This window comes from Arthrobacter sp. J156, assembly GCF_056172865.1.
This window is the reverse complement of record NZ_CM149650.1, coordinates 1,839,127-1,862,334: the sequence shown is the minus strand read 5'-3', so window position 1 is coordinate 1,862,334 and position 23,208 is coordinate 1,839,127. Positions and strand designations below refer to the sequence as shown.

12 protein-coding genes are annotated in these 23,208 nt (G+C 70.9%); 11 read left to right on the top strand and 1 reads right to left on the bottom strand.

All coding sequences use genetic code 11. The features are described from left to right. Positions 1-14: 14 nt before the first annotated feature. From rplA to AC0QR5_RS08410, 5 genes are all read left to right on the top strand, one after another. Positions 15-719 (top strand): 50S ribosomal protein L1, encoded by a 705-nt coding sequence (gene rplA, locus AC0QR5_RS08430; RefSeq protein ID WP_329860630.1) that lies wholly within the window; start codon positions 15-17, stop codon positions 717-719. Positions 720-884: 165 nt separating this feature from the next. Further along, positions 885-2,015 (top strand): GNAT family N-acetyltransferase, encoded by a 1,131-nt coding sequence (locus AC0QR5_RS08425; RefSeq protein ID WP_329860628.1) that lies wholly within the window; start codon positions 885-887, stop codon positions 2,013-2,015. A gap of 522 nt (positions 2,016-2,537) precedes the next feature. Continuing rightward, on the top strand, positions 2,538-3,107 hold the full coding sequence (rplJ, locus tag AC0QR5_RS08420; RefSeq protein WP_329860626.1) for a 50S ribosomal protein L10: 570 nt from the start codon (positions 2,538-2,540) through the stop codon (positions 3,105-3,107). 68 nt (positions 3,108-3,175) lie between these two features. Beyond that, complete coding sequence (gene rplL, locus AC0QR5_RS08415; RefSeq protein WP_329860624.1) at positions 3,176-3,553, top strand: 50S ribosomal protein L7/L12; 378 nt, start codon at positions 3,176-3,178, stop codon at positions 3,551-3,553. A gap of 183 nt (positions 3,554-3,736) precedes the next feature. After that, positions 3,737-5,014, top strand: a complete 1,278-nt coding sequence (locus AC0QR5_RS08410) for an acyltransferase family protein (protein WP_329860622.1) — start codon at positions 3,737-3,739, stop codon at positions 5,012-5,014. Between the two features lie 66 nt (positions 5,015-5,080). On the opposite strand, the gene AC0QR5_RS08405 is transcribed toward AC0QR5_RS08410, so the two are convergent. After that, positions 5,081-6,271, bottom strand: a complete 1,191-nt coding sequence (locus AC0QR5_RS08405; protein ID WP_329860620.1) for an acetyl-CoA C-acetyltransferase — start codon at positions 6,269-6,271, stop codon at positions 5,081-5,083. Between the two features lie 512 nt (positions 6,272-6,783). Here AC0QR5_RS08405 and AC0QR5_RS08400 point away from each other — a divergent pair. From AC0QR5_RS08400 to AC0QR5_RS08375, 6 genes are all read left to right on the top strand, one after another. Beyond that, positions 6,784-11,901, top strand: coding sequence for a hypothetical protein (locus tag AC0QR5_RS08400; RefSeq protein ID WP_475372454.1), 5,118 nt, complete (start codon positions 6,784-6,786; stop codon positions 11,899-11,901). A gap of 337 nt (positions 11,902-12,238) precedes the next feature. Then, positions 12,239-15,745 carry a DNA-directed RNA polymerase subunit beta gene (gene rpoB, locus AC0QR5_RS08395; protein WP_329860618.1) on the top strand — a complete coding sequence of 1,169 codons (3,507 nt, stop codon included), beginning with the start codon at positions 12,239-12,241 and terminating at the stop codon, positions 15,743-15,745. 132 nt (positions 15,746-15,877) lie between these two features. Continuing rightward, positions 15,878-19,768 carry a DNA-directed RNA polymerase subunit beta' gene (locus AC0QR5_RS08390; protein WP_329860616.1) on the top strand — a complete coding sequence of 1,297 codons (3,891 nt, stop codon included), beginning with the start codon at positions 15,878-15,880 and terminating at the stop codon, positions 19,766-19,768. 307 nt (positions 19,769-20,075) lie between these two features. Continuing rightward, positions 20,076-21,047: a Bug family tripartite tricarboxylate transporter substrate binding protein gene (locus AC0QR5_RS08385; RefSeq protein WP_329860615.1), complete on the top strand. Its 972-nt coding sequence runs from the start codon at positions 20,076-20,078 to the stop codon at positions 21,045-21,047. 67 nt (positions 21,048-21,114) lie between these two features. Further along, positions 21,115-21,657 (top strand): tripartite tricarboxylate transporter TctB family protein, encoded by a 543-nt coding sequence (locus AC0QR5_RS08380; protein WP_329860614.1) that lies wholly within the window; start codon positions 21,115-21,117, stop codon positions 21,655-21,657. Continuing rightward, positions 21,654-23,204, top strand: a complete 1,551-nt coding sequence (locus AC0QR5_RS08375) for a tripartite tricarboxylate transporter permease (protein WP_329860612.1) — start codon at positions 21,654-21,656, stop codon at positions 23,202-23,204. The genes AC0QR5_RS08380 and AC0QR5_RS08375 overlap by 4 nt, the downstream gene beginning before the upstream one ends. Positions 23,205-23,208: the final 4 nt, after the last annotated feature.

The window sequence follows — 23,208 nt, the reverse complement described above, 5'->3', positions numbered from 1 at the left end:
AGGAGAACAAGCAGATGGCAAAGCGCAGCAAAGCATACGAGGCAGCCGTCGCCAAGATCGACGGCGACAAGGTCTACACCCCGGTCGAGGCGATCGCCCTGGCCCGCGAGACCGGTTCCGCCAAGACGGACGCGACCGTCGAGGTCGCCTTCCGCCTGGGCGTCGACCCGCGCAAGGCGGACCAGATGGTCCGCGGCACGGTGAACCTCCCGCACGGCACGGGCAAGACCGCCCGCGTCCTGGTCTTCGCGAACGGCGACAAGGCCGAGGCCGCGATCGCCGCCGGCGCCGACTTCGTCGGCTCCGACGACCTGATCGAGAAGATCGCGGGCGGCTGGACCGACTTCGACGCCGCCGTGGCGACCCCGGACCTCATGGGCAAGGTCGGCCGCCTGGGCAAGGTCCTCGGCCCCCGCAACCTGATGCCGAACCCGAAGGTCGGCACGGTGACCATGGACGTCGCCAAGGCCGTCAACGACATCAAGGGCGGCAAGATCGACTTCCGCGTCGACAAGCACTCCAACCTCCACTTCATCATCGGCAAGGTCTCCTTCGAGCAGGACAAGCTCGCGGAGAACTACGCCGCGGCGCTGGAGGAAGTGCTCCGCCTGAAGCCGTCCGCTTCCAAGGGCCGCTACATCCAGAAGGCCACCGTCTCCACCACCTTCGGCCCGGGCATCCCCGTGGACCCGAACGTGACCAAGGTCGTCGGCGCCTAGGACCCCCTCCGGCCGCACGGCCGGTCAGGTCCGGCAGGGCCCGTTCCGCTTCGGCGGAACGGGCCCTGCTTTTTGTCGCCGGGGCCATTGCCAGGTTCCGCGGGCTGGGTCTAAAGTGTGATTGAGAAATCTCAATCACATCTCCTACCTTGCCGAGGAACCGTCATGGACACCACCGCCCCCGCCACCCGCGGGTTCACCGTCGCCGAGCTGCCCATCCCGCCGTCGCTCGACGCGCCCGGGGCCGGGGACTACATCGCCTCCGTCGAGCTCGTCGAGTCCTCGCAGGCCGGGGTCCTTGGCCATGGCGACTTCATCGAGGGCCCGGTACGGGCGCTCGTGGGCCACGAGGAGACGCCGTACACGCGGTCGCTGCGCTTCGCGGCACGGGACGGGGCCGGCAGGATCATCGGGGTCGCCGCGGTGCACTTGCCGCTGGCCGAGAACACGGACATGGCGATCGCCTATGTCGCCGTCGACCCGGCGCACCGGCGCCGGGGAATCGGCACGGCGCTCTTCCGGGCGGCCGAGGACGCGTGCGTGGACCTCGGACGCACGCGGCTCAATGCCTGGGTCGACTATCCGACGGCGCCGCTGCCGGGCGAGGGGCCCGAGGGCTCGCTCGTGCTTCCGAGCAAGGGCGACGGCGCCGTGCCGGCCGATTCCCCGACGACGTTGTTCGCCCGCTCCCTGGGCATGGAGCTCAAGCAGGTCGAGCGGGTGAGCCGCATGGACCTCCCGCGGCCCGCGGGGCTGCTCGAGGACCTGGAGGCCCGGGCGAGGGCCGCGTCGGAGGAGGAGTACGACGTCGTCAGCTGGGTCGGGCGCGTCCCGGAGGACGCCGTCGAGGACTACTGCCGCATGGTGGAGCGCATGGACGTCGATCCTCCCCTGGGCGGGCTCGAGTGGGAGGAGTCGGTCTGGGACGAGGCGCGGCTGCGCACGGCCGAGGACCGGGACGAGCGTCGGGACAACGAGCTCGTCACGACGTGTGCCGTGCACCGCGCGAGCGGCGATCTGGTGGCCTTTACTGTGTTGCTTGTCATGCGCGAGAAGCCCACGGTGGCCTATCAGGAGGACACCCTCGTGATGGGCGGCCACCGGGGCCACCGGCTCGGCATGCTCGTCAAGACCGTGAACCTGAAGAGGACGCTGGAAGCGTTTCCCCATGTCGGACGCGTCTACACGTGGAACGCCGAGGAAAACGAGCACATGCTCGCCATCAACGTCGCCATGGGATTCGTGCCGGTGCATTCCGAAGGCGCATGGCAAAAAAGTGCGGTGAATCGGCGGTGAGAGGTTGGTTCAGGCGGCCCGCATGCTGCTAACCTTGTGGTGTTGGTGATTCACAATCCCAGCCTGCGTGTGCGAGCGCAGTCCGCGCCGGTAGGTTCCCCAAGCCTCCGGTTGCGATGGAGTTACGGTGCGTTCCCCCAAGCCGCACCGTAACGAATAGAGAGGCCGGGCCACCCCCGCTGTCCCCCAAGTGGCGCGGGTGGTCCGGTCCTCGTTCGTCCAGGCACCCTTCGCGTGTTCCAGGGCCTCGATTTGGCCGCCGCGGCGGCCCCACGTTATGCTTGAGTCACCAAAGACCGTCGGTCGATGCCATCCCATCAGGAATCCGGATTCTCCGGTGCCCGGGGCGGCATCCGAAAGTTCCTCATTCAGGACGGCCCACGCAGGTGAACGAACCAAGCCGCTCCGGTAACCCGGAGCCAGGCGAAGCCCCGTGCACCTGCCCGGGGCGTTTTTTATGTGCAGGCCCACCCGGGCCTCGGGGACTGGTCGACGACCGAATCAATCCCCGGAAGGAGGGTTATGGCAACGCCGAACAAGGTTTCCGCAGTCGAGGAGATCACCGCCGACTTCAAGGAGTCGACCGCCGCTGTCCTGACCGAATACCGCGGGCTTTCCGTTGCACAGCTCAAGGAGTTGCGCCGCTCGCTGGGTCAGGAGACCAAGTACGCGGTCGTGAAGAACACCCTCACGGGCATTGCAGCCAAGGAAGCGGGCATCGACGCGTTCGATGGCCAGCTTGCCGGCCCCACCGCCATCGCCTTCATCAAGGGCGATGCCGTGGCCGCTGCCAAGAGCCTCACGGAATTCGCCAAGGACAACAAGCAGCTGGTCATCAAGACCGGCTACTTCGAGGGCAAGGCCATGGACGCTTCCGAGGTGGCCGCCCTGGCCGCCCTGGAGTCCCGCGAGTTCCAGCTGTCCCGCGTGGCCGGTGTGCTCAAGGCCCCGGCATCCGCCGCTGCGCGCATCATCGATGCCCTGCGCCTGAAGCTCGAAGAAGAAGGTGGCGCTGCGCCGGCTCCGGCCGAGGCTCCCGCCGCTGAGGCCGAGGAAGCACCCGCTGCCGAAGCTGCCACCGAAGAGGCCTAGGCCTTCTTCACCCCACCCCCAAACTCGCGGATCCCACGGATTCCGCCCCACGGAAAGGACGCCACACCATGGCGAAGCTCACCACCGAAGAGCTCCTTGAGGCTTTCAAGGAAATGACCATCATCGAGCTCTCCGAGTTCGTTAAGACCTTCGAGGAGACCTTCGAGGTCACCGCGGCCGCCGTGGCCGTTGCCGGCCCGGCCGGCGGCGCCGGCGAGGCCGCCGCCGAGGAGAAGACCGAGTTCGACGTGGTCCTCGAGGCCGCCGGCGACAAGAAGATCGCCGTCATCAAGGAGGTCCGCGCGCTGACCTCGCTGGGTCTGAAGGAAGCCAAGGACCTGGTTGACTCCGCTCCGAAGGCCGTCCTCGAGGGCGCCACCAAGGAAGCCGCTGACAAGGCCAAGGAGGCCCTCGAGGCCGCCGGCGCCACGGTCACCGTCAAGTAGTCGTTCCGACTGCCGCGAAGGCCCCGCCCACCTGCTGGTGGGCGGGGCCTTTCGCATGCCCCGCGGACCTGGCGGCAGCGGACCGGGTGAGGCGCGTTACGGAATCGACGGCGGGAATCCGGTAGGGTTGATTGGTCACGAAAAGGTAACGGAGCGATTCCCGGAGCGGAAGGGGCAGGATCCATGGGCAGGACGACGACGATCGAGGCGCCGCGGGCCGGGGCGTCACCGGGCTCTGGAACATCCCCGGCTGCCGGCGCGGCACGGTCCGCCGGGAGCCCGGGCGGCGACGCCGGCGCGGCACGCGGCCCCCGCCTGGCCCTGCTCGACGGGCTCCGGCTCGTGGCGGCCCTGCTCGTGGTCCTCTACCACTACACGGCGTGGCACCACGGCCACTGGGGCGTCGAGCCCGCCAAGGACGCGTGGCCGGTACTGTCGCGGTTCACGCTCTTCGGCAACATGGGCGTGCAGCTCTTCTTCGTCATCAGCGGCTTCGTGATCCTGCTCTCGAGCTATGGCAAGTCGCCGGCCCGCTTCATCGGCTCGCGGATCGGCCGGCTGTTCCCCGCCTACTGGGCGGCGGTGCTGCTCACCGGCGTCCTGGTGTTCTTCATCTGGCCCTCCATGGGGGAGCGGCTGAGCTACGTCGACTGGGCCGTGAACCTGACCATGCTGCAGGGCGGCACCGGGAATCCGCACGTCGACGGCGTCTACTGGACGCTCTGGGCCGAGCTGCGCTTCTACGCGCTCGTGCTGCTCGTGATGCTCCTGGGCTGGCAGACCCCGCGCCGGCTCCTCGCCTTCGCCGCGGCCTGGCCCGTCGCGGCCCTCGCGGCCCCGCTGCTTCCCGGGAACTTCCTCAGTCACGCGCTGATGCCGGAGTACGCGCCGCTCTTCGCGGGCGGAATGGTGCTGTTCCTGATGTACCGCTTCGGCCAGACGCCCCTGCGCTGGGCCGTCCTCGGCTTGAACGTGGTCCTCTCGGCCCACCACGCGGGCGTCACGGGGGCGAGGGAGGCCGAGGAGCTCGTCGGCTACTCGGTGCCCGAGCCCGTCTACTGGGCGATCGTCGCCGGGATCTTCGCCGTCGTCGCGCTCCTGTCGCTGACCCGCCTGCGCTCGGTGTCCCTCCCCGGGATGGCCCTGGCCGGTGCCCTGACCTACCCCGTGTACCTCCTGCACCAGGTGTGGGGCTGGTGGATCATCGACCAGTTGAGCCCGTGGATGCCGCGCTGGGCGGTCCTGCCACTCGTCATCGCGATCGTGGGTGCGGCCGCCTACCTCGTCCACCGCCACATCGAACGGCGCTTCGGCCGCCGGCTCGGCCAGGCCGCGACCCGACTGGTCGAGGCGGTCGAGGCCCGCCGCGCGCCGGCCCGGGCCTTCGCGCGCCGCGTGATGGAGGCGCCGGCCGTGAGGGTGCTGCCCAACAGCGTCGGCGGGATCGTCCGCGGCCGCTGAGCCGGCCACACCGGACGACGCCGGTGCCCACGCGAGGCGGGCGCCGGCGTCGTCCGGTGTGCAGGACTACTCCCGCCAGAGCAGCAGGGCCTCGCCCTGACCGCCGCCCCCGCACAGGCTGACGGCCGCGCGCCCGGAACCGCGGCGCTGGAGCTCGAGCGCCGCGTGGAGGGCCAGTCGTGCCCCGGAGGCGCCGATCGGGTGGCCGAGCGCGATCGCCCCGCCATGGATGTTGGTCTTCTCGAGCGGGTAGCCGAGGTCCTTGAGCGACTGGCAGGCCACGGCGCCGAAGGCCTCGTTGACCTCGATGAAGTCGAGCTGGTCCACGGTCCAGTCGGCCCTCGCCAGCGCGGATTCGATGGCGTGGGAGGGCTGGGAGTGCAGGGAGTTGTCCGGCCCGGCGACCTGGCCGGGCTCGCCGATCACGGCGAGGACCTCGAGGCCGTGCTCCTCGGCGTAGGCGCGGGAGGCCACGACGACGGCGGCGGCGCCGTCGGAGAGCGGCGAGGAGTTGCCGGCCGTGATGGTGCCGTCCTTCGCGAACGCGGGGCGCAGCGCGGCGAGGGACTCGACGCTCGTGTCCGGCCGGACGCCCTCGTCGGCGGTGAGCACCAGGGGCTCGCCCTTGCGCTGCGGGATCTCCACGGCGACGATCTCCTCGGCGAAGACGCCCTCGCGCTGGGCGGCTGCCGCCCGGACATGGGATGCGGCCGCGACCTCGTCCTGCGGCCCGCGCTCCCAGCCGAGCTCGCCGTTCTTCGCCTCGGTGCTCACGCCCATGGACTGGCCGTCGAAGGCGTCGGTCAGGCCGTCGTGCGCGACGGCGTCGATCGCGGAGATGTTGCCGTAGGTCCAGCCCTGGCGCGAGCCGGGGAGCACGTGGGGGCCGTTGGTCATCGACTCCTGGCCGCCGGCGACGACGACGTCGGCCTCGCCGAGGCGGATGATCCGCGCTGCGTCGGTCACGGCCGCGAGGCCGGAGAGGCACACCTTGTTGATCGTCACGGTGGGCACGTCCCAGCCGATCCCGGCGGCGACGGCGGACTGCCGGGCGGGGTTCTGCCCGCAGCCGGCCTGGACGACGTGGCCCATGACGACGGCGCCGACGGCGGAGGCGGGAACGCCCGACTTCTCGAGGGCGCCGCGGATGGCGGCCGCCCCGAGCTGGACCGCGGTGAGTGGGGCGAGCTGGCCCTTGAGGCGTCCGAAGGGCGTCCGGGCGCCGCCGACGATGACTGCTTCCTGGGGGGAGGACATGGTGTTCTGGCTCGCTTTCGTGCTGGAGTGCCGTGTGCGACAAGGCTACCGTGACGCGTGACACAGGGAGCCTCGCCGTGTTGACAAGGGCCTTTGTAAAACTTTGTGTCGCCGCCCTTCACGGGCCGGGAATCCGCCGATACACTCGGATTCAGCGGCCTTCCGGGGGGATCGGCCGCATTGCTCTTGGCCTCTAGGGGGAGGCCTCGGGGGGAAGGAGCCGGCACATGGGTGCTCGGTTTGACACGGCGGCGCAGGTGCGCCGCCCAGGGGCAGCCGCCGACAAATCGTCCGCGGCGCATTCAACGTGGGGGCCACTAGCAACACAGGACGCCATAGGAGGCCGCTGAACCGTCAGCGGCCTATTCGCCATGCCCCGGTCCAGCCGGGGCACGGCTTGCCACACCTCGTGGGCAGCGGAGGCAGGGCGTGTGGCCGGGAGTCTTGGGGGTTCCCGGCGCCGCGGCCGGCAGCGTGGCCGGGGCGTGGTCCAGGAATGACGGGGACCGACCGTGGGGAAGAACTCGCAGGACCGGGGGTCGGCGCCGGGACGGCGCCGTAGCCTTCCGCGCTGTGCGTGGGCGTCCGTGCTCGCCGCCTCGCTCGTCCTCGGGCCCGCCCTGGCACCGGCCCCGGGCCCCGCCGGGGTACCGTCCGCTGCCGCCGACGCGCTGGACGCGGAGCCGCGTCCCTCCGCGGAGCCGGATGCGACGACGCAGGTGGCGACCCCGCGCGCGACGGCTCCCGCCACGTCGTCCCAGGGCGCCGCGCCTCCGGGAGCGGCGTCCTCCGCTGCGACGACCTCCGCACCGATGCCCTCCGCGACGGCATCGTCGACGACGGCGCCCGGCGGGGCGGAGCGGGGCACGCCCGGCCCGGGCGGAGGCGCTGGGGGCGCCGACGGGCGCGATGACGCCTCCCGTGGAGACGCCTCCCGGGGCGACGGCGGCGACGGGGCCACCGGGAGCACCGATGTCCGTGACGACGACCTCAACGACGACGACCGCGACGACCCGGCGCCCGTGGTGCTCTGGCTCGCGCCGACAGCGGAGCTCGAGGCCTCGGCCCGCACCGTCCTGGAACACGAGTGGTCGCTCGAGGCCGCACCTGAGCGCCCCGTGTCCGAGGTCGGGCCGCGGGAGGACGCCGCGGCGGTGGCCCGGATCGCCGTCACGGAGCTCGGGCCGCGGCTGGCCTCGCAGCAGCTCCGCGGCCGTCTGCTCCTGGAGAACCCGAACCCGGAGCCCATGACGGTCACGGCGAACGCACCGCGCCGCGCCGCCGCAGCAGGGCAGCCGGCGGCCGCGTGCGGCTACCGTCCGGCCGACGGCCTCGAGGCCACACCGGGAGCCGCCGCGGGATCCCTGCGCCTCGTCCTGCCTCCCGGGACCACCCGCGTCGACTACGACTGCCCCGCCCCGCAGGAGGCGGACGCGCCGGACGGAGGCATCGACGTCGGAATCTCCTTCAGCCGCGGCGAGCACCCGCTGGACGCCGCGGACGCCGGATCGGACGCGGACCGGCCGGACGGAACCGTCCGCGCCGGGGCGGCGTACGCCTGGGAGGTCCGCGAGCTGCGCCGCGCGGTGGCCCTCGCCGCCCACCCGGCCGGGGCCGCCGCTCCGGGAGACGCCGAGGCGGCACGGGAGGCCGGGCTCGAGACCTGGACCGTGAGGTCCTCCGGCCTCCCCGGGACCGTGCACCGCCGCCTCGCCGCCCTGCCGGCGCAGGTCCCGGCCGCCGCCTGCTCCGCCACGGGCGTCTCCGCGACCCTGTTGCAGACAGGAGCCACCGCCTCCGCCGACGTGCGCGTGTGCCGCTGGGCGGCGCCCCGGGTCGACATCGAGGCCGAGGGCAGCTTCATCCGCGACCACCAGTGGTCGCTGACGGGAACCGAGGGGGCGCCGCGCTTCGACGTCGACGGGCAGGGGGCCGTGACCGCCGTGCACGAGCTCACCGCGACGGCCACGGGCCACCGCGACCTGGCCTTCCGGCTCGGCGGCACCGTGTCCTTCTCCAACCCCAACGACTTCGCCGTCCAGCGGCTCGACGCCGGCCCCGCGCCCCGGTTCGCCGGGCGCGACTGCCGCTACGTGCGCCTCGCGGACGCCGACGCGGCCGCGCCCGGGATCCAGCTGGACGTGCCCGCGGGCGGCACGGTCCGGGCCGCGTTCCGCTGCGACGTCTCCTCCGGCGTCGCGCCCGGCGACTACCGCGGGCACGAGCTCTCCGCCTCCGCGGGCTGGGAACGCGGCGCCCCCGTCGCCGCGGAGCCGGCCGCCGTCGCCTTCACGGTGCGGCGCGCGATCGACGCGACCGTGACCCTGACCGAGGACGGGACGGGATCCGCCGTGATCGGCACGGCGGCCGTCGCGGACTCGCCGCGGACGTTCCGCCACCCCCTGCGGCTGCAGGGCGTCCCCGGCCGCTGCACGGACTTCGAGTTCGGCGCGGCGCTGCGCGAGCGCGCCGGCGCCGACGCGGACAACACGACCCGGGGGAGGGCCTCCGTCTGCGTCCTGGACGGGCTCTCCGTCGCCGCCTCCTACGACGCGGGCTTCTCGCGCGACCACCAGTGGAGCGCGGAGCGCCGCGAGGACGCCGCACGGCACGAGGTGATCGGCACGACGCCGGCCGCCGCCGGGGCGACCGTGACGGCAAGGACCACGGGCCACATCGACTCCGGCTGGCGGGTCGCCGGGACCGTCTCGATCGCCAACCCCAACCTGCACCGGGCCGTCGAGGTCGACGTCCGGCAATCCGTCCGGCTGCCCGGGGCCCTGTGCCAGGTCGCGGGGACGCCCGGACGCGGCGTCGTCGCGGTCCCTGCGGCCCAGATCGTCGACGGCGTCGTGGTGCCGGGCAGGGTGGCCGTGCAGACCGAGTGCGTGTTCGGCGGCCGCGGGCTCGCGGAGCGGCACTATGCGGGGCGCGACGCAACCGCCGTCGTCCGCTGGACCGCACCCGATGGCGGCACCCGCCGCGCCGTCGTCGCCCAGCCGCTCGCCTTCCGGGCGCTCGCCGTGACGGACGCCGTCGTGGAGGTCGTCGGCCCGGGCTCGGGCCCCGGCGCCCCCGTGATCGGCACCGCCACCGTCGGGGAATCGCCCGCCGTCTTCCGGACGGTCGGGTCCCTCGCCGGGACGCCGGGGCGCTGCGTGCGGCACTCGACGACGGCGACGGTGCGCGAGGCCGCCGGGCAGGACGCCGACAACACGGCCTCCTCCGCGACCACGGTCTGCGCCCAGGCCGCGCTCCAGCTCCGCCAGGAGGCCGAGGCGACGTTCGACCGCGAGCTGTTGTGGCGCCTCGAGAGCGCGGTGGACCGGCCGCGCGTGGTGCTCGGCGAGGGCGGTCGCGCCGACGTCGGATTCACGGTGAAGGCCACGCCGGACGGGTCCGTGGACGGGAACCACTTCGTGCGCGGCACCGTGCGCCTCGCGAACCCCAATGCGTACGACGCCGGTGCCCTCCTCGCGACGCTCGACGACCCGTCCGCCGGACCCGGCATGGTGTGCGCGTACCTGGGTGCCGACGCGGATCCGTCCGCGCCGGGCTTCCAAGTGAGGGTGCCGCGGGCACCGGGAGCGGCCTCCGCGCTCGACGCGGCCGAGGCCGCCGCGGGCCAGGGGCCGGGCGCAGGCGGGGCCACGGGGGCCGCGGGCCCAGCCGGTGTCGGAGCCGCGGCCGGGTTCGTGCCGGGCCGAGCCGAGGTCGGCTTCGAGTGCGCCGGGCGCCCCGCGGGCGGCGGCGAGGGCACGCCCCGGGCGGTCGGGGCGACGTGGCCGGGCGGCGCCGCGCTGGCCCAGGCGGTGTCCACGTCGAGCCCGGAGAACCTCCGGCATCAGAGCGTGCGCATCGTCGACGACCAGGTCTCGCGGTCCGACGACCCCGCGGTGCTCGGCACGGCGGTCTGGAACGCGGCGGGCGAGCCCACCGTCTTCAGCTACACGCTGCCCTTCACGGGGCGGGCCGGCGTCTGCATCACCCGCACCGCCACGGTGCTGCTCGAGGGGCCGGGCCTCTCGGCCAGCAGCACCGCCGAGGTCTGCGTGCGGCGACCGCTCGAGGCCACGGCGAGCGCGTCCGCGAGCCTGCAGCGCGGTCACCAGTGGATCCTCGAGGCACTGCGGCACCCCCAGGGAAGCACGCCGCTGGCCGACGGCGGGGCCGTGCTGCGGACGCTGGTCCGGGCCGTGCCCCACGGGACCCGGGACACGGGACACGTCGTCGACGGGACGGTGCGCGTCGGCAACCCCAACTTCTTCGAGGGGGCGGCCGCGACGGTCACGGTCGAAACCGTGCTCAACGTGGGCGGGGACGGAGTCTGCACGGTCCGCGGCCAGGACGCGGACCCCGCCGCCACGGGGCACCAGGTGCTCGTCCCGGCGGGCACCGGGACCACCCCCGGCCAGGTGCGGGTCGACTACGCGTGCTCGTTCGCGGGCCAGCCCTCGCCCGTCGGCGCCGCGAGCACCTCGCTGAGCTGGGACTCGGGCCGGACGGTCGCCGAGGCCCCCGTCGTCTTCGCGCCCCGCTCGGAGACCGACCGCACGGTGCGTGTCTTCCAGCGCGCCGGGTCCCACGGGACCACGCTGCTCGGCACGGCCGAGTGGAACGCACAGGGCACGCCGGCGACCTTCGAGTCGACGACCGAGATCGCCCGGACCGGCCCGTCCGCCGCCGAGGGGGCCGGCGAGTCCGACGGCGAGGGAGGGGCCGGGCGTTGTTTCACGGCGGAGTCGCTCCAGTGGATCGGCGCCGCGGGCGGGCCGCCCGCCACGGGGGAAGGGGCGCCGGGTGGTTCCCAGGGCTCCCGCGCCGGCGTCGGCGACGACCGTTCGGTGCGGCAGGAGGCCGTCGTCTGCTCCGGCGCCGGGCTGACCGCCTCGCTCGAGGCGGCCGCAGGGCTGCACCGCAGCTACCAATGGTCGGTGCGCCGCGGCGTCGAGGCCGGGGATCTAGGCTCCGCCGCCGTCGCCCACGTCGTCGAGGCCATGCCGGGGGGATACACGGACTCCGACTGGACCGTCACGGGCGCCGTCGCCGTCGCCCACCCCGGGGGAGGGGAGCCCGTCACGGCCGTCCTGACCTCGGCGACGGGCCCCGGCGGGGCGGAATGCGCTGTCGAGGGCGATGCCCGGCTCGAGCTGGCCCCGGGAGCCTCGGGGCAGCTCCGCTACCGCTGCGCGTACGCCGCCGACCCGGGCGCCGAGGGCGGGACCGCGGCCGTCGTCCAGTGGGACGGCGGGGCGGTCGAGCTGCGCGTCCCGGTCCGCTTCGCCGTCCGCACCTCCTCCGACGCGACCGTCGAGGTCTACGACGACAAGGGCGTCCCCGGCGGCGAGCCCCGGCTGCTCGGCCTGGCGCGCTGGAACGCCGACGGCACCGCGCGGCGCTTCGCCTTCGCCGTGGCCGTCCCGGCGGGCGACGGGCAGTGCGCGGCCGGTGCGGGCACGGCATTCATCCACGTCGTCGGCGGCCCCGGCCCGGCCCTCGACCCGGCCGGGCTCGGCCTCGAGACGCGGGCGCCGTCGGCGCCCCGGCCGGGGGACCCCGCCGCGAGCAACGAGGACCCGGACTGCGGAGCGCCGGACGCCGAGACCGCCGGGGCCGCCGGCATCCCGTAGGCCACGCGGGCCACGCAGCGGGGCCGGGCCGCTCCGGTGCAGGCCGGTCACGACGCGCGCCGGCGGCGGGACGGGCCGGCCATCTGACGGGCCGGGTCGTCGATGTCCCCCGACGGCGGCCCGGCCCTTGCGGCGCGCCGTCCCCACGGGGCGCCACCTGCTTGTGCCGGGCGGTTAGACATGGTAGGGGAGCGGGTGTAGTATGGATCTTTGCGTCTTCCCTCAGCACGATTCGGCCTTCATATAGCGGTGGGCCCGTTCTCGGTGGTGTCCCGGGTATCCCCCAACCGGGCAGGGGTCGGCGCCGGAAACCTGACGGTCTGTGGAAGGATCCATCTTGGTCGCCTCGAGCACCTCTCAAAACGAAACCGCTAGTTCGGCCCGCAGCGCGGAAGCGGCCGGGCGCATCTCATTCGCAAAGATCCACGAACCGCTGGACGTGCCCAACCTGCTGGCGCTCCAGACGGAGAGCTTCGACTGGCTCGTGGGCAACCAGCGCTGGAAGGCCCGCGTCGAGCAGGCCGTCGCCGAAGGCATCCAGGGCGTGGCCGACGTCTCCGGCCTGGCCGAGATCTTCGAGGAGATCTCCCCGATCGAGGACTTCCAGGGCACCATGTCCCTGAGCTTCTCCGAGCCGGAGTTCGCCGACCCGAAGTACACCATGGCCGAGTGCAAGGACCGCGACGCGACCTACGCCGCGCCGCTGTACGTCAAGGCCGAGTTCATGAACAACAACACGGGTGAGATCAAGCAGCAGACCGTGTTCATGGGCGACTTCCCGCTGATGACGGACAAGGGCACGTTCATCATCAACGGCACCGAGCGCGTCGTCGTCTCCCAGCTCGTCCGCTCCCCGGGCGCCTACTTCGAGCGCACCCCGGACAAGACGAGCGACAAGGACATCTTCACGGCGAAGATCATCCCGTCCCGCGGCGCCTGGTTCGAGCTCGAGATCGACAAGCGCGACCAGGTCGGCGTGCGCCTCGACCGCAAGCGCAAGCAGTCCGTCACCGTGCTGCTCAAGGCCCTCGGCTGGTCCGAGTCCCGCATCCTCGAGGAGTTCGGCGACTACGACTCCATCCGCGCGACCCTCGAGAAGGACGCCACCGAGACCCGCGAGGAGGCGCTGCTGGACATCTACCGCAAGCTGCGCCCGGGAGAGCCGCCGACGGTCGACGCCGCCGAGTCGCTGCTCGACAACCTCTACTTCAACCCGAAGCGCTACGACCTCGCCAAGGTCGGCCGCTACAAGATCAACCGCAAGCTCGGCGTGGACAAGTCCCTCGCCGAGTCGAACGCCTCGGTGCTGGACATCGACGACATCGTCGCGATGATCAAGTTCCTCGTGGCCCTGCACGCGGGCGAGAAGACCGTCCCCGGCAAGCGCGACGGCAACGACGTGGAGATCCGCGTCGAGGTCGACGACATCGACCACTTCGGCAACCGCCGCATCCGCGCCGTCGGCGAGCTCATCGAGAACCAGGTCCGCACGGGCCTGTCCCGCATGGAGCGCGTCGTCCGCGAGCGCATGACCACGCAGGACGTCGAGGCCATCACGCCGCAGACCCTGATCAACATCCGCCCCGTCGTGGCCGCGATCAAGGAGTTCTTCGGAACCTCCCAGCTCTCGCAGTTCATGGACCAGAACAACCCGCTGGCCGGCCTGACGCACAAGCGCCGCCTGTCCGCGCTCGGCCCGGGCGGCCTCTCCCGCGACCGCGCCGGCATGGAGGTCCGTGACGTCCACCCGTCGCACTACGGCCGCATGTGCCCGATCGAGACCCCTGAAGGCCCGAACATCGGCCTCATCGGCTCGCTCGCGACCTACGCGCGGATCAACGCGTTCGGCTTCATCGAGTCGCCATACCGCAAGGTCGTCGACGGCGTCGTCACCGAGCAGGTCGACTACCTGACGGCCGACGAGGAACTCGAGTGCGTCATCGCCCAGGCGAACGCCCCGATGACCGGGGACAACCGCTTCGTCGAGGACCTGGTCCTCTGCCGCGAGCGCGGCGGCGGCGGCGAGCCCGTGCTCGTCACGCCGGAGGAGATCGACTACATGGACGTCTCCCCGCGCCAGATGGTCTCCGGCGCCACCGCGCTGATCCCGTTCCTCGAGCACGACGACGCCAACCGCGCGCTCATGGGCGCCAACATGCAGCGCCAGGCCGTGCCGCTGCTGGCCTCCGAGGCGCCGCTCGTCGGCACCGGCATGGAGAAGTACGTGGCGGTCGACGCCGGCGACTCCGTCGTCGCGTCCCAGCCGGGCGTCGTCAGCGAGGTCTCGGCCGACCTGGTCACCGTCCTGAACGACGACGGCACCGAGTCCGCGTACCCGATCATGAAGTTCGCCCGCTCCAACCAGGGCAACGCGTACAACCAGCGCGTCCTGGTCTCCGAGGGCGAGCGCGTCGAGTACCAGAGCATCATCGCCGACGGCCCGTCCACGGACAACGGCGAGCTCGCGCTCGGCAAGAACCTCCTCGTCGCGTTCATGTCCTGGGAAGGACACAACTTCGAGGACGCCATCATCCTGTCCCAGCGGATGGTCTCCGACGACGTCCTCACCTCGATCCACATCGAGGAGCACGAGGTCGACGCCCGCGACACCAAGCTGGGCGCCGAGGAGATCACCCGGGACATCCCGAACGTCTCCGAGGAGATCCTGGCGCAGCTCGACGAGCGCGGCATCATCCACATCGGCGCCGAGGTCGAGGCGGGCGACATCCTCGTCGGCCGCGTCACCCCGAAGGGCGAGACGGAGCTGACCCCGGAGGAGCGCCTCCTGCGCGCCATCTTCGGCGAGAAGTCCCGCGAAGTGCGCGACACCTCCCTGAAGGTGCCGCACGGCGAGTCCGGCACCGTCATCGGCGTGCGCATCTTCGACCGCGACAACGACGACGAGCTGCCCCCGGGCGTGAACCAGCTGGTCCGCGTCTACGTGGCCCAGAAGCGCAAGATCACCGACGGCGACAAGCTCGCCGGACGCCACGGCAACAAGGGCGTCATCTCGAAGATCCTGCCGGTGGAGGACATGCCGTTCCTCGAGGACGGAACCCCCGTCGACGTGGTCCTGAACCCGCTGGGCGTCCCGGGCCGCATGAACGTCGGCCAGGTCCTGGAGATCCACCTGGGCTGGGCTGCCAAGCAGGGCTGGAAGATCGAGGGGGAGCCGGAATGGCTCAAGAACCTCCCGAACCTCCCGCGCGAATCCGGCTCCACGACCGTCGCCACCCCGGTGTTCGACGGCGCGGCGGAGGAGGAGATCCGCGGCCTGCTCGACCACACGGCGAAGACGCGCGACGGCGAGCGCCTGATCGGCAACACCGGCAAGGCGCGCCTGTTCGACGGCCGCTCCGGCGAGCCGTTCCCGGACCCGGTGTCCGTGGGCTACATGTACATCCTGAAGCTCCACCACCTGGTGGACGACAAGATCCACGCCCGCTCCACCGGCCCGTACTCGATGATCACGCAGCAGCCGCTGGGCGGTAAGGCCCAGTTCGGCGGCCAGCGCTTCGGTGAGATGGAAGTCTGGGCCCTCGAGGCCTACGGCGCCGCCTACACTCTGCAGGAGCTGCTGACCATCAAGTCGGACGACATCCACGGCCGCGTGAAGGTGTACGAGGCGATCGTCAAGGGCGAGAACATCCCGGAGCCGGGCGTTCCCGAGTCCTTCAAGGTCCTCATCAAGGAAATGCAGTCGCTGTGCCTGAACGTGGAAGTGCTCTCCACCGACGGCACCACGATCGAAATGCGGGACTCGGACGAAGAAGTCTTCCGGGCCGCGGAAGAACTGGGCATCGACCTCTCCCGGGCCGAACCCAGCTCCGTCGAGGAGGTCTAGCAGTACGACGCCGGCGCCCGGCTCCCGGGCCGGGCGCACCGGCGTCGTACTCCAGGCTTTTTCCCCACCCCCGGCGGGCCCAGCCCGCTCGAAGACAAGACTTCTGAGAAACAAGAGAGAGACAGGGACCATATGTCCAGCGAATCCTCCTTCGGCCTCATGCGCATCGGCCTCGCTACCGCGGAAGAGATCCGTGGCTGGAGCTACGGCGAGGTCAAGAAGCCGGAAACCATCAACTACCGCACGCTCAAGCCCGAGAAGGACGGCCTCTTCTGCGAGAAGATCTTCGGCCCGTCCCGCGACTGGGAATGCTACTGCGGCAAGTACAAGCGCGTGCGCTTCAAGGGCATCATCTGCGAGCGCTGCGGCGTCGAGGTGACCCGTGCCAAGGTGCGCCGCGAGCGGATGGGCCACATCGAGCTCGCCGCCCCCGTGACCCACATCTGGTACTTCAAGGGCGTTCCGTCGCGCCTGGGCTACCTGCTCGACCTCGCGCCGAAGGACCTTGAGAAGGTCATCTACTTCGCCGCGTACATGATCACGTCCGTGGACGAGGAGCGCCGCCACGCGGAGCTGCCGAACCTGCAGGCGCAGCACGACCTCGCACGCAAGAAGCTCGTGGACAACCGCGACGCCGACATCGCCGCGATCGCCCGCGACCTCGAGAACGACCTGGCCAAGCTGGAGTCCGAGGGCGCCAAGGCCGCGGACAAGAAGAAGGCCCGCGACCTCGCCGACAAGACCATGGCCCAGGTGCGCAAGCGCGCCGACGCCGAGATCGAGCGCCTCGAGCAGGTCTGGGACCGCTTCAAGAACCTCAAGGTCGCCGACCTCGAGGGCGACGAGGGCCTGTTCCGCCAGCTGCGCGAGAAGTACGGGCTGTTCTTCGAGGGCTCCATGGGCGCCGAGGCGATCAAGAAGCGCCTCGAGTCGTTCGACATGGAGGCCGAGGCCGAGCTGCTGCGCGACATCATCAAGAACGGCAAGGGCCAGCGCAAGACCCGCGCCCTGAAGCGCCTCAAGGTCGTCAACGCGTTCCTGACCACCACCAACAGCCCGCTGGGCATGGTGCTGGACGCCGTCCCGGTGATCCCGCCGGAGCTGCGCCCGATGGTCCAGCTGGACGGCGGCCGCTTCGCGACCTCCGACCTGAACGACCTCTACCGCCGCGTGATCAACCGCAACAACCGCCTGAAGCGCCTGCTGGACCTCGGGGCACCCGAGATCATCGTGAACAACGAGAAGCGCATGCTCCAGGAGGCCGTCGACTCGCTGTTCGACAACGGCCGCCGTGGGCGTCCGGTCACCGGGCCGGGCAACCGTCCGCTGAAGTCGCTCTCCGACATGCTCAAGGGCAAGCAGGGGCGCTTCCGCCAGAACCTGCTCGGCAAGCGCGTCGACTACTCGGGCCGTTCGGTCATCGTCGTCGGCCCGCAGCTGAAGCTGCACCAGTGCGGCCTGCCGAAGCAGATGGCGCTGGAGCTGTTCAAGCCGTTCGTGATGAAGCGCCTCGTGGACCTGAACCACGCGCAGAACATCAAGAGCGCCAAGCGGATGGTGGAGCGCTACCGCCCGCAGGTGTGGGACGTGCTCGAGGAGATCATCACCGAGCACCCGGTGCTGCTCAACCGCGCACCGACCCTGCACCGCCTCGGCATCCAGGCGTTCGAGCCGCAGCTCGTCGAGGGCAAGGCCCTGCAGCTGCACCCGCTCGTGTGTGCCGCGTTCAACGCCGACTTCGACGGCGACCAGATGGCAGTGCACCTGCCGCTGTCGCCCGAGGCCCAGGCCGAGGCGCGCATCCTGATGCTCTCGAGCCACAACATCCTCAAGCCGTCGGACGGCCGTCCGGTGACCCTGCCCTCGCAGGACATGATCATCGGCCTGCACCACCTGACCACCAAGCGTCCGGGTGAGAAGGGCGAGGGCCGCGTGTTCTCGACCCCGGCCGAGGCGATCATGGCGCACGACGCCGGCGAGATCCACCTGAACTCGGTCGTCAAGATCCGCGTTCCGGGGTTCGTGCCGTCCTCCGAGCAGCCCGCTCCGGAAGGCTGGGAAGAGGGCACCCCCGCCCTCATCGAGACCTCCCTCGGACAGGTGCTCTTCAACGAGACCCTGCCCGCGGACTACCCGTGGGTCGAGCACGTGGCCGGCAAGGACGCCCTCTCCGAGATCGTCAACGACCTCGCCGAGCGCTACCCGAAGGTCGTCACCGCGGCCACGCTGGACAACCTCAAGGACGCCGGCTTCAAGTGGGCCACGCGTTCCGGCGTGACCGTCGCGATCTCGGACATCACGTCCAACATGAACAAGGCCGAGATCCTGGCACCCTACGAGGAGCAGGCGCTCAAGGTCCAGGCCCAGTACGACAAGGGCCTCATCGCGGACGAGGAGCGCCGCACGGAGCTCATCGACATCTGGAACAAGGCGACCGACGAGGTCGCCGAGGCCATGCGCGCCGGCATGGAGGAGCTGAACACCATCAACCGCATGGTGACCTCCAAGGCCCGTGGCAACTGGCTGCAGCTGCGCCAGATCGCCGGCATCCGCGGCCTCGTGTCCAACCCGAAGGGCGAGATCATCCCGCGCCCGATCAAGTCCTCGTACCGCGAGGGCCTGTCGGTCCTGGAGTACTTCATCGCCACGCACGGTGCCCGTAAGGGCCTCGCCGATACCGCGCTGAAGACCGCCAACTCGGGTTACCTGACCCGTCGTCTGGTGGACGTCTCGCAGGACGTCATCGTCCGCGAGCACGATTGCGGCACCGACCGCGGCCTCACCGTGCCGATCGTCTCGATCGACGAGATCGGCACCGTGCGCAAGCACGAGACCGTGGAGAACTCGGCCTACACCCGCACCCTCGCGGTCGACGTCCTGGACGCCGACGGCAAGGTGCTGGCCCCGGCTGCGTCCGACGTCGGCGACGTGCTGATCGAGGAGCTGTTCCAGGCCGGCGTGCAGGAGATCAAGGTCCGCTCCGTGCTGACCTGCGAGTCCGCCGTCGGAACCTGCGCGCTCTGCTACGGCCGCTCCCTGGCGACCGGCAAGACCGTGGACATCGGCGAGGCCGTGGGCATCATCGCCGCCCAGTCCATCGGCGAGCCGGGCACCCAGCTCACCATGCGTACCTTCCACACCGGCGGCGTCGCCTCCGCTGAGGACATCACGCAGGGTCTGCCGCGTATCCAGGAGCTCTTCGAGGCCCGTACCCCGAAGGGTGTGGCCCCGATCTCCGAGGTCGCCGGCCGCGTCACCATCGAGGACGGCGAGAAGCAGCTGCGGATCGTCATCACCCCGGACGACGGCGCCGAGGACATCGCCTACCCGGTGCTGCGCCGTGCGCGCATGCTCGTCGCCGACGGCGACAGCGTGGCCGTGGGCCAGCAGCTGGTCTCCGGTGCGATCGACCCGAAGCAGGTCCTGCGTGTGCTCGGCCCGCGCGAGGCCCAGAAGTTCCTGGTCCGCGAGGTGCAGAACGTGTACCAGTCGCAGGGCGTGGGCATCCACGACAAGCACGTGGAGGTCATCGTCCGCCAGATGCTGCGCCGCATCACGGTCATCGAGTCCGGCGACACGGAGCTGCTGCCGGGCGAGCTGGCGGAGCGTTCGCGCTTCACCAACGAGAACCGCAAGGCCGTCTCCGAGGGCAAGCAGCCGGCGTCCGGCCGCGACGAGCTCATGGGCATCACCAAGGCCTCGCTCGCCACGGATTCCTGGCTCTCCGCCGCGTCCTTCCAGGAGACCACGCGTGTCCTGACCCAGGCCGCGATGGAAGGCAAGAGCGATCCGCTGCTCGGCCTCAAGGAGAACGTGATCATCGGTAAGCTCATCCCGGCCGGCACCGGCCTGGACCGCTACACCCAGATCGCGGTGGAGCCGACGGACGAGGCCCGGGCGAACCTGTTCACCGGTCCGAGCGCCTTCACCGGCTTCGACTACGAGGGCGTCGAGCCCGGCATGGCTCCCGAGTTCCACGCCATCCCGATGGATGACTACGACCTCGGGACCGACTTCCGCTAAGCCCGAAGCGCTCCTGCCCGGTCCCTCATGACCGGGGAGGGCACCCGTCCAGAAGGGCGGCACCGCACGCGCGGTGCCGCCCTTCGGCGTTCCCGGGTCCGTACGCAGGCCGCCGAGACCGGAGCGCGCCTTCTCTGGGCAACGATTCGGACTCGGAGTAGAAAGTAATTGACATCACATAGGTGTGTGACGAACAATCTATATGTGCACAAGACGCACACACGTGCGGATTACGCACAACGGGAACCGGGGGCAACGCCGCCGCCGGCTCCTCCGTTCACCCAGGCACCATTGAAGGAGAAGCACCATGAAGTTGACGACGAAGATCGCGGCCGTGCTCGCCGCGGGAGCGTTGACGCTCACCGGTTGCGCCAGCAATGCCGGATCCGACGGCGGGGAGTTCCCCTCCAAGGACATCCGGCTCGTCGTTCCCTGGGCCGCCGGTGGCTCCGGGGACCTGACCGCGCGGACCATCGCGCCGCTTCTCGAGGAGGAACTGGGCGTCAATGTCGTCGTCGAGAACCGCCCGGGCGCCAATGGTTCCGTCGCGTACAACTGGCTCAAGGACCAGTCCGCCGACGGCTACAGCCTGTCCATGATGGGCGTCGAGGTCGTCACCCTGCAGTTCCAGGACTACGACGTCGACCCGGACAACTACGTGCCGATCGGCCAGGGCCTGTCCGGCCCCGGCGCGATCGCCGTGCCGGTCAACAGCCCGTACGAGACGCTTCAGGACCTGATCGACGACGCCAAGGCCAACCCGGGCCGGGTCACCTTCTCCAGCCCCGGCGTCGGCTCCGTGTGGGACTCGCCGGCCCAGGGGCTGCAGGACCTGGCCGGGATCGACATCACGGGTGTTCCGTTCGACGGCTCGGCACCGGCCGTGGCCGCCGCGGCCGCGGGCGACGTCTCCTTCTCGATCGACGCGATCGGTACCCAGAAGGCCCAGGTCGACGGCGGAAACCTCCGCTACCTGGCGATGCTGACCGAGGAACGCGACCCGAACAACCCGGACGTGCCCACGGCACGCGAGTCCGGCGTCGACCTCCAGAACGCCTCGTGGGTCGGCATCATGGCCCCGGCAGGCACGCCGGAGGACATCGTCCAGAAGCTGACCGAGGCCATGGGCAAGGCGGCCGAGGACGAGGGCTACAAGAAGACCATCGAGGACTCCAACCTGGTCCCGACCTTCCGCGACTCCACCGAGATGCAGGCCTTCTTCGACGAGGAAGCCGAGCGCTACGGCCCCTGGATCGAGCTCGCCCAGAGCAGGAACTAGACCGCTCCACCGTCCGCAGGACGGGGCGCGCCGCACGGCGCGCCCCGTCCCAGGTGAAGGAACCACGATGACCACACCAGCCACCGGGCACGTCCCGGGCATGGATCCCGAGGCGGACCATGCGCAGGAACACCTGCACCCCCACGTGGAGCCGCTCGTCACGGAGCGCCCCTACAAGCTGCGCGAACTGATCCCGGTCGCCGTCTGCATCGGCCTCGGCGCCACCGTGATCTTCATGGCCGGCAACATCCGCTCCGGCGTCGCCGCCGGGATCGGCCCCAACTTCTTCCCGACCTGGCTTGGCTGGGCCCTCGTCTTCCTGGGGCTCGTCCTGGTCTTCGTCAACGTCCTGCGTGGCGTCCGTCCCGGCGACATCCCGGACCGTGTCTCCTCGTGGGGCCTGATCCGCTTCGCCGCCACCGCGGTGGTCCTGATCGGCTACCTGCTGTCGTGGAACGTGCTCCAGTTCTGGCTCATCACGCTCGTCGCGTTCGCTGCCTTGACCTGGCTCTACGGGGCCCGCGGCTGGAAGCCGCTGCTCCTCTACCCCGTGATCGTCACGGCGGTCCTCCATTTCCTCTTCGTCGTCGCATTGCGAGTTCCACTATGACCACCGCAAGCCTGCTCGCCGTCCCCGTCATGGCCTCGCCCATGACCGAGGGGGTCGCGGCCGTCCTCCAATGGGACACCCTGCTCTTCATCGGCCTCGGGATCCTCGTCGGCATGCTCGTCGGCGCCTTCCCCGGCGTCACGGCGACCATGGCCGTCGCCCTCGCCTCCGGCTTCACGCTCACCCTCGAGCCGATCCAGGGCCTCGCCGTCCTGCTCACCATCTACGTCGCGGCGCAGTTCGGGGACCGGGTCCCCGCGATCCTGATCAACACGCCCGGCACGCCCGCCTCCATTTCGACGACGTTCGACGGCTATCCGCTGGCGTTGAAGGGGAAGGCCGGACTGGCGCTGACGACGTCGGCCTTCGGCTCCGCGTTCGGCATGATCGCGGGCATCCTGATCCTCGCCCTCGCGGCGATCCCGCTGTCCCGGTTCGCGATGCAGTTCGGTCCGCCCGAGATGTTCGCCCTCGTCGTGTTCGGCCTGACCATGATGGTCGGCGTCTCCTCGGGGCGCATCATCAAGGGGCTCGCCGCCGGCGCGTTCGGCCTGCTGCTCTCCACGGTGGGGCGCGACCCCATCACGGGGGACCAGCGCTTCACGCTCGGGATCCTCGAGCTCAATGGCGGGGTGCCGTTCATCCCCGTGATCATCGGCCTCTTCGGCGTCGCCGAGGTGCTCAACCAGATCCTCACGCGGCAGAAGCAGCACCACGCCAAGGCGATCACGCAGCTCGGGCAGTGGATGCCGAGCCCGTCGCTCCTGCGTCGGCTGCTGCGGCCCATGGGCATCGGCGCCGGCACGGGAGCCGTCGTCGGCCTGGTTCCGGCGGTCGGCGGCGACATCGCCGGCATCATCGCGTGGGACAACGCCAAGAAGACGTCGAAGCATCCGGAGGAGTTCGGCAAGGGCTCGCTCGAGGGGCTCACCGCGGGGGACACGTCCTCGACGGCCACGCTCGGCGGTTCCGTCACCACCACGATGGCCCTCGGCGTCCCCGGGGACTCGGTCATGGCCGTGATGATCGGGTCCATGCTGATCTGGGGCATCCAGCCCGGCCCGGCCCTCTTCACGAACCAGCCCGACCTCGTGTTCTCACTCGCCGCGATCATGCTCATCGCCACGATCCTGACCCTGGGACTCTCGCTCGTGCGCATGAAGGGAGTGGTGAAGCTCCTCGAGCTGCCCAACCACTACCTGTGGGGCATCATCCTGGTGTTCTGCATGGTGGGAACCTACTCGATCAGCAACAGCGTCTTCGACGTGTTCATGATGATGCTCTTCGGGCTCGTGGGCCTGTTCATGGTGCGCTTCGGCTTCCCGCCGGGGCCGGCCGTGCTCGGCCTGATCCTCGGGCCGCTCGCCGAGGCCAACCTGCGGCGCGCGCTCATCACGGACGGCTGGGCCTCGGTGTTCACGAGCCCGATCGCGGTGATCCTGCTGGTCATCTCGGTGCTCGCCCTCCTGGTCCCGCCGCTGCGCGGCCTCGTCGCCCGGCGCAGGGCGGCCTCGGAGGACTCGGACCTGCCGAAGCTGGTTCCGTAGCCCG